General features: G+C 66.8%; 8 protein-coding genes. All 8 read left to right on the forward strand.

The window, feature by feature from the left end:
* Positions 1-95 precede the first annotated feature (95 nt).
* A complete protein-coding gene (locus tag AC5JJ6_RS32070) occupies positions 96-1262 on the forward strand; it encodes a substrate-binding protein (RefSeq protein WP_496045937.1) in 1167 nt (388 codons plus the stop codon).
* Between the two features lie 79 nt (positions 1263-1341).
* Positions 1342-2178 (forward strand): branched-chain amino acid ABC transporter permease, encoded by an 837-nt coding sequence (locus AC5JJ6_RS32075; RefSeq protein WP_044432610.1) that lies wholly within the window; start codon positions 1342-1344, stop codon positions 2176-2178.
* Positions 2179-2197: 19 nt separating this feature from the next.
* Positions 2198-4021 carry a branched-chain amino acid ABC transporter ATP-binding protein/permease gene (locus AC5JJ6_RS32080; protein WP_496045938.1) on the forward strand — a complete coding sequence of 608 codons (1824 nt, stop codon included), beginning with the start codon at positions 2198-2200 and terminating at the stop codon, positions 4019-4021.
* Positions 4018-4764, forward strand: coding sequence for an ABC transporter ATP-binding protein (locus tag AC5JJ6_RS32085; RefSeq protein WP_496045939.1), 747 nt, complete (start codon positions 4018-4020; stop codon positions 4762-4764). The genes AC5JJ6_RS32080 and AC5JJ6_RS32085 overlap by 4 nt, the downstream gene beginning before the upstream one ends.
* Positions 4765-4782: 18 nt before the next feature.
* Positions 4783-5538: a DUF1028 domain-containing protein gene (locus tag AC5JJ6_RS32090; RefSeq protein WP_496045940.1), complete on the forward strand. Its 756-nt coding sequence runs from the start codon at positions 4783-4785 to the stop codon at positions 5536-5538.
* On the forward strand, positions 5535-5720 hold the full coding sequence (locus tag AC5JJ6_RS32095; RefSeq protein ID WP_496045941.1) for a hypothetical protein: 186 nt from the start codon (positions 5535-5537) through the stop codon (positions 5718-5720). The genes AC5JJ6_RS32090 and AC5JJ6_RS32095 overlap by 4 nt, the downstream gene beginning before the upstream one ends.
* A complete protein-coding gene (locus tag AC5JJ6_RS32100; RefSeq protein ID WP_496045942.1) occupies positions 5720-7105 on the forward strand; it encodes an amidase in 1386 nt (461 codons plus the stop codon). Before AC5JJ6_RS32095 ends, AC5JJ6_RS32100 begins: the two co-directional genes overlap by 1 nt.
* A 92-nt stretch (positions 7106-7197) precedes the next feature.
* Positions 7198-7927 (forward strand): amidase (locus AC5JJ6_RS32105; protein WP_496045943.1); only part of this gene is annotated, 730 nt, incomplete at its 3' end.

The raw sequence follows: 7927 nt of genomic DNA on the forward strand, positions 1-7927 counted from the left end.
GACGCGCCTGCTCGTCGGGTGCCGCTTCGCTTTACCCGACCTACGAGACTTGAGACACCTCCAAGAAAATCCACCATCGAAACAGGGAAAAGAACATGAAGACGCTTCAGCGTATCGGAACTCTGGGATTCGGGACCCTGGCCCTGATGGGCGCGCTGATGAATAGCGCCGCCGCCCAATCCACCGTCAAGATCGGCATCCCCGTCGGCCTCAGCGGCGCCAACAGCGTGGTGGCGCCCTCGGTGGTGCAGTCCAGCCAGCTCGCGGCCGACGAGATCAACGCGGCGGGCGGCATTTTGGGCAAGAAGGTGGAACTGGTCGTGGCCGACGACGGCAGCGGCGCGCAGGGCGCGCAGCGCGCCTTCAACTCGCTGGTCTTCCAGGACGACGTCGACGTCCTGATCTCGATGGAGACGAGTGCGGCCCGCAACGCCGGCCTGCCGATCGTCAACCGGGCGGGCAAACCGTTCATCTACACGTCCTTCTACGAGGGACGTTCGTGCAGCCCCAACATGTTCGTCCCCGCCTGGGTGCCGGACCAGCAGGTCAAGCCGGTCGTCGATCACTTCACCGATACGCTGAAGGCCAAGACCTTCTACCTGATCGGCAGCGACTACAACTTCGGCCGCGGCATGCTGGAGTTCACCCGCAAGTATATCGAGGAGAGGGGCGGCCGTGTCCTGGGCGAGGAATACCTGCCGATGGACGGCTCCGACTGGACCTCGATCATCAGCGACCTGAGATCGAAGAACCCCGACGCCCTGATCACCTCGACCGCCGGCGGCGCTCCAAACGTCACCCTGACCAAGCAGTTGCGGAACGCCGGCATCAAGATCCCCTACGGCAACCTCGCCGTGGACGAGGGCACCGCCAAGACGATGGGCGCCGACGCCACCGGCATGTTCATCTCGCAGTCCTACATGACCGGCATCGCCAGCGCCGAGAACAAGAAGTTCCTCGACGCGATGCAGAAGAAGTTCGGCGCCGAGCTGAAGACGCCGAACGACCTTTCGGTCCCCCAGTACGAGGCGATCTATCTCTACAAGGCCGCCGCCGAGAAAGCCGGCTCGACCGACGCCGAAGACGTCATCGAAGCCCTTCCCGAGGTGTCCTTCACGGGACCGCGCGGGAATATCCAGATGAACAAGCAGCACCATACGCCGCTGACGATGTATCTGGGGCAGGTCAAGGACGGCGGCAGCGTAGAGGTCATCAAGACCTTCGAGAACGTCGATCCCGGCGAGCAGTGCCCTAACCTCTGACCCGTCGTTTCACGAGGGCGGGCAGCTCCCCGAACCGCCGCCCGCCTCATCTTCCGATGCGGCAAGAAACGGAACCCGGATGGCGATCCTTCTGCTCGACATCCTGACGACGGCCTCGATGCTCTTCATCGTGGCCGCCGGCTTGATGATCATCCTCGGCGTCATGAAGCTGATCAACTTCGCCCATGGCGCCTTCCTCACCGTGGGCGGTTACGCCGCCCACGTCGTCACGGCCCACGGCTTCAGCCCCTGGCTGACCATACCGGCCGCCGCCGCCTTCGGGTTCGTCCTCGGCGTCGTGGTCGAGCGCGTGGTGGTGCGGCCGCTTTACTCGAGGCCGCTGGACGCCATCTTGGCGACCTGGGGCCTCGGCATCATCATAGCGCAGGTCATCGTCTTCGCCTTCGGCAGGGAAGTTCAGTTCGCCCAGAGCCCGATTTCCGGAACGGTCGATCTGTTCGGCACCGGCTACTCGTCGTGGCGGCTGATCCTGATCGCTGTCGCGGTCGTCCTTGGCCTTCTGCTGACGGCGCTGCTGTACCTCACCCGCTTCGGTCTCAACGCCCGCGCCGTCATCATGAACGAGAACCTCGCGCGCGGCCTCGGCATCGACAGCATCAGGGTGCGCGCCATGACGTTCGGGCTGGGGGCTGCGCTGGCCTGCGCCGCCGGCGCGCTGATCACGCCGCTGCTGTCGGTCGATCCCAACATGGGCCTGCCCTGGCTGGTCAATTCGTTCATGCTCGTGCTCGTCTCCGGCATCGCCATTCCGGGTCTGGCCCTGGCCTCCCTGGTCCTGGGGGGAGCCCAGGTCCTGGTCAGCACCTTCGTCAGTCCCATCATCGGCGGAATCACCATCGTCGTGCTCGCGGCCGTCATCCTGCGCATCAAACCTCAAGGACTCTCCCGTGGCTGATATCCCTGCGGCTGGAAGAATGCCGGATGCCACCCGGCGTTCGTCGCGACAGGTCTGGCGGACTATCCTGGGCGCCGCCATCGCCCTCGCCATCGTCGCGACGGCGCCGCTCTATCTCGGCACCTACATGACCAACGTGCTGACCCGCGCGCTGTTTCTGGCGGCCCTGGCGCTGACGGTCGACCTGATCTGGGGCTATACCGGCATCCTGACCTTCGGCCAGTCGGCCTTCTTCGGCATCGGGGCCTACGCCTGCGCGCTGGTCTTCACCCACTGGGGCTTTGGGGCCGGCTGGGCGATCGGAGCGCTCGTCATCGGCATCGCGGTCGCGATGGTCACGGCCTGGCTGACCGGCCTGCTGTCCTTCTATCACGGCGCCTCGCCGCTCTATTCATCGATCGTCACCCTGGCCCTGCCGATCGTCCTGACGCAGGTCATCTTCTCGGGCGGACGGTTCACCGGGTCGAGCAGCGGCCTGTCCGGCTTTCCCACGTATTACTGGAAAATCGACACCTGGTTCTGGATCGCCGGCGTCTTCCTGGTGGTGGCGGCGACGGTCGCGTGGCTGTTCGTGCGCAGCGACTATGGCCGCATCCTGATCGCGATCCGCGAGAACGAGGACCGCTGCGCCTATCTCGGCATCCCGGTATCCCGCATAAAGACGGGCCTCTTCGCCGTCTGCGCCGGCATCGCCGCCATCTCCGGCTTCGGCTACGCGGCCTTCTCCAACGTGGTGGCACCGGAACTTGCCGGGTTCCAACTGGGCACGGAATCCCTGATCTGGGTGGCGCTGGGCGGACGCGGAACCTTGATCGGCCCGATCCTTGGCGCGATCGGCATCGACGCGACCTCCTCCTACTTGTCGGGCAACCTGCCGTTCCTGTGGAACTTCATCGTCGGCGTCACCTTCGTCGCGGTCATCATCCTGCTGCCCAACGGCATCGCCTCGCTGGTGACCGGCGCTTGGCGCCGGTACCGCTCGCGCGGGGCCGGCGGTGGCGAGCAGGTTCTTGACTCCGGCATCAGGCTGACGGCGGCCCCAGGCGTGCGCGCCGCAGCCGCAGCCGCAGCCGCAGCCGGCCAATCGGCATCCTCTCCCATCCGGATCGATGGGCTGACCTGCCGCTACGGCAGCCTGACCGTGCTGGACGGCATCGATGTCGAGGGCAGACAGGGCCAGCTGCTCAGCATCGTCGGCCCCAACGGCGCCGGCAAGACCACGCTGATGCGCTGCATCAGCAATGGGACGGAGCGCACCGGCGGCACCGTCACGGTGGCGGGAACCGAGATCGGGCGAAGCTCGCCGCAGAAGATCGTCGGGCTGGGCGTCGGCCGCAGCTTCCAGAACACCAGCCTGTTCGACAGCCTGACCGTCGGCGACTGCCTGCGGCTCGCCCGCTACCGCATCGACGGCGCCCGCCCGTTCTATCGCAGCGAGACTGTGGCGCTTCCCGAGCCGGCCCTGGAAATCCTGGCCGCCACCGGCCTGGACCAGCGGCTGGGCGTGGAAACGCGCTATCTCTCCCACGGCATGAAGCGCGGCCTGGAACTGGCGATGGTGCTGGCCACCGAACCGCGCGTCCTGCTGCTGGACGAGCCGACGGCTGGCCTGACCAAGCCCGAGCGGACCGCGATCGGCCATGTTCTAACGCGCTTGGCCGAGGAATACGGCCTCTGCATCTTCCTGATCGAGCACGATCTCGATTTCGTCCGCGAAATCTCCAACCGCATCGTCGTCCTGCACCAGGGCAAGCTGCTGCTCGACGGCACGGTCGAGGAAGTCGTCTCGTCCGAACTCGTCAAGGCCGTCTATGCCGGCCAGGATCTGGAGGCCTCGGCATGAGCGGCGTGAACGATAAAGCAGCCGGCGAAGCCGAGCTTCAGGTTGCCCGGCTCCGGGTCGCGGGATTGAGCAGCGGATACGGACCGGTGACCGTCGTCCGCGACGTGTCGTTCTCGATAGCGCCGGGCGAGATCCTGGTCATCCTCGGCAAGAACGGCATGGGCAAATCGACGCTGCTGAAGACCATCATGGGCTTCATCCGAGCCAAGAGCGGTTCGGTCCGGCTGGACGGCAGCGAGATCGCCAACCGCGCGCCGCACCTCAACGCCCGCGAGGCGCTGGCCTATACCCCGCAGGAATACGCGATCTTCCAGGACCTCACGGTCGAGGAAAACCTACGTCTCGGAGTGACCGAGGACCGTCTGCTGGGTGCCAGGATGGGCGAGGTCGAAGCGGCCTTCCCGGTCATCGCCAAGCGGTTCAAGCAACGGGCCGGCACGCTCAGCGGCGGCGAGCAGAAGATGCTGCTGCTGTCGCGCAGCCTCGTCTCCCGCCCGAAGATCATGCTGATCGACGAGATATCCGAAGGCTTGCAGCCGTCCATGGTCAACCGGATGGCCCAGGTGCTCCGCTCCACCAGCCAGGACAAGGGTGTGGCGATCCTGCTGGTCGAGCAGAACCTGCCCTTCGCGCTGTCCGTCGCCGACCGCTACGCGATCCTGAAGATCGGCGAGATCGTCGAGCAGGGCGACGTGGCCCACGCCGATACCGCCGCGACGCTGGAGCGGCATTTGCGCATCTGAAGCGGAGGAGCCAGACCGATGAGCCCCACCAGAAGTATCGAAGCGAATACCTTCTCGATCGTCGCCCGCTGCGCTTCCACCGGCGAGTTCGGGGTCGCCGTCGCCTCCGCCGTCCCGGCGGTCGGTTCGATCTGCCCCTTCCTCCGCGCCGGCGTCGGCGCGGTCAGCACCCAGTCCTGGGTCAACCCGTATCTTGCCGTCCGCATCCTGGACGCCATGCAGGCGGGCAGCGACGCCCAATCCGCCTTGGACAAGGCCCTTGCCGAGGACGGCGAGGCGAATCTTCGGCAAGTCGGCGTGGTGGACGCGTCGGGCGGTTCCGCTTCCTGGACCGGCGCCGACTGCACCCCATGGCACGGCGAAGCGAAGGGCAGGGACTTCGCGGCGCAGGGCAACATGCTGACGGGAGCGCCGGTGATCTCCGCCATGGCCGAAACGTTCCGGCAGACGGCGGGCCAACCCCTGGAAGACCGCCTGATGGCCTGCCTTGAAGCCGCCCAGGCGGCGGGCGGCGACAAGCGGGGCCGCCAGTCCGCAGCATTGGTCGTGTTCGGTGCGGAGGCTTATGCCAAGCTGGATGTCCGGGTCGATGAAGACCCCGATCCGATCCCCCGGCTGCGCCGGACCTTCGACGTCGCCAAGGCGCAGCTGCTTCCCTTCATCGCCGGGATGCCCAAACGCGACGGCGGCAGCGCGTTTCCCCCTGAAGTGATGGACCTCCTGCTGCTGTCGCCGCCCGACCGGCCGGCGGGCGGAGGGAGCGCCAAGCCATGACGGAGAACCTCATGACGGAGAACCCTGCGGACCCCGAAACGCTGATCGCAACGGAACGCCTGTCCGAAGTCCGCGAGGCCTTCAAGGTGATCTCCCGCGAGATCGAAAAGCTGCGCGGCCTTGAGTTGGGCGACCGCCATCCGGCGGTCGTGTTCCGCCCAATGCGGAAGGAGCCACGCTGATGCGTGCAGAAGACGCCATGCACCAGCCGATCCGGGAAGTCGCGGACGCGATCCGGACCGGCGCGCTCTCCCCCGTCGAACTGACGACGGCCTATCTCGACCGCATCGCCGAGAAGGACGGCGACCTCCACGCCTTCGTCCACATCGCGTCCGACGCCCTGGATCAGGCCAAGTCCCTGGAAGCCGCCGCCAGGGAAGGGCGCATCGCAGGCCCGCTCCACGGCATCCCGCTGGCGATCAAGGACAACTACCTGACGGCTGATATGCCGACGCGGGCCGGCACCGAAGCCACGGTCGAGTTCCCCAACACGGAAGGGGCGGCGGTCCGCAAGCTTCGCGAAGCCGGCGCCATCCTGCTCGGCAAGACCAGGATGCACGAGTTCGCCTGGGGCATGGAAACGCCGCCGGCCCGCAACCCGTTCGACACCGACAGGGTGCCGGGCGGCTCCAGCGGCGGCTCGGGCATAGCGGTCGCCGCCGGGTTCGCCATGGCGGCGCTCGGGTCCGACACCGGCGGTTCGATCCGCATCCCGGCCAGCCTCTGCGGCACGGTCGGCATCAAGCCGACCTTCGGCCGGATCGGGCGCTCCGGCATCGTTCCCCATAGCTGGTCGCTCGACCACGCCGGCCCGCTTACCCGCAACGTCGCCGACGCGGCGCTGCTGGTCGATGTCATGTCCGGATACGATCCGGCGGATGCCGGTTCAGCGAACGAACCACCGACCGACCTCCGGCCCGCCCTTACCGCCGGGGCTTCCGGGCTGCGGGTCGGCGTCTGCCGCAATCACTTCTTCGAGGCGCTGGACGACGAAGTCGCAGCATCCGTCGAAGCGACGATCTCCAGCCTCGCGGCACAGGGCACCGAGGTGGTCGAGTTCGAAGTGCCGGAACTGGCCTATGGCCTGGGCGCCATCTTCGCGATCGAACTGGCGTCCTCGACCTCCTACCATCTCCATCATTTGATGGCGGGCAGGACATCGGCCTATCAGGAAGACGTCCGCCTGCTGGTCGAGATGGGACGGCTCGTCACCGCATCCGACTACCTCCAGGCGGAACGCTACCGCACGATGCTGGCGGAGAAGTTCCTCCCGGTCTTCGCCGATGCCGACGTCGTCGTCGGCCCGACGATGCCGCTGACGGCGTGGCGCTCGGGCCAGCGCGAAGTCGAACTCGGCGGCAAGCGTGAAAGCGTGCTGGAGACGTCGTGGCGGTTCACCTATCCCTGGAACCTGCTGGGTCTTCCGGCGATCAGCCTGCCCTGCGGCTACGACCGCAACGGTTTGCCCATCGGATTCCAGATCGCGGGAGCGGCCTTCGACGAGGCCAGCGTGATCAGGACGGCCGCTGTCGTGGAACGGACGGTCGAAACGCACCATTGCTTCTGACAAGACCGGTCAACCTGGAAAACATGAGCGCCCAGGTTCGTAAGCACCCAGGTTCGTAAGCGCCCAGGTTCATAAGCGCCAAGGAGAAAGCATTGACGTCCACCAGCCTGCACTATGAACCCCTGACCGTCGTGTCGGAGCGCATCCGGCGCCGCGAAGTCTCGCCGGTCGAAGTCACCGGCGCCATGCTCGACCGCATCGGCGAACTCGACAGCCGCTATCACAGCTATGCGGCGGTGCTTGCCGACCGGGCGATGGACCGGGCGAAGACGGCGGAGGCCGAGATCGCCAAGGGCATCTGGCGCGGTCCGCTGCACGGCGTGCCGCTTGCCCTTAAAGATCTCTGCTATACGACTTTCAGCCCCAGCGCCGGCGGCACGAGGATGCACAGGGAGTTCACGCCTCCCTACAACGCGACGGTGGTCGACCGGCTGGAACAGGCCGGAGCCGTCACGCTCGGCAAGCTCAAGATGACCGAAGGCGCCTATACCAGTCACCACCCCGACGATCAGGCGCCGCTCAATCCCTGGAACACGGGCTATTGGGTCGGATCGTCCTCGACCGGGTCGGGCGTCGCGACGGCGGCGGGACTTTGCTACGGATCGCTCGGCTCCGACACGGGCGGCTCGATCCGCTTCCCCTCCGCCACCTGCGGCCTGACGGGCGTCAAGCCGACCTGGGGACGGGTCAGCCGCCATGGCGTGTTCCCGCTTGCCGATTCACTGGACCATGTCGGCCCGATGGCGCGGACGGCGGCGGACGCGGGCGCAATCCTCGGCGCCATCGCCGGAGCCGATCCGAACGATCCGACGGCGCTTCAGG

The sequence above is a fragment of the Skermanella sp. genome (genome assembly GCF_059503625.1).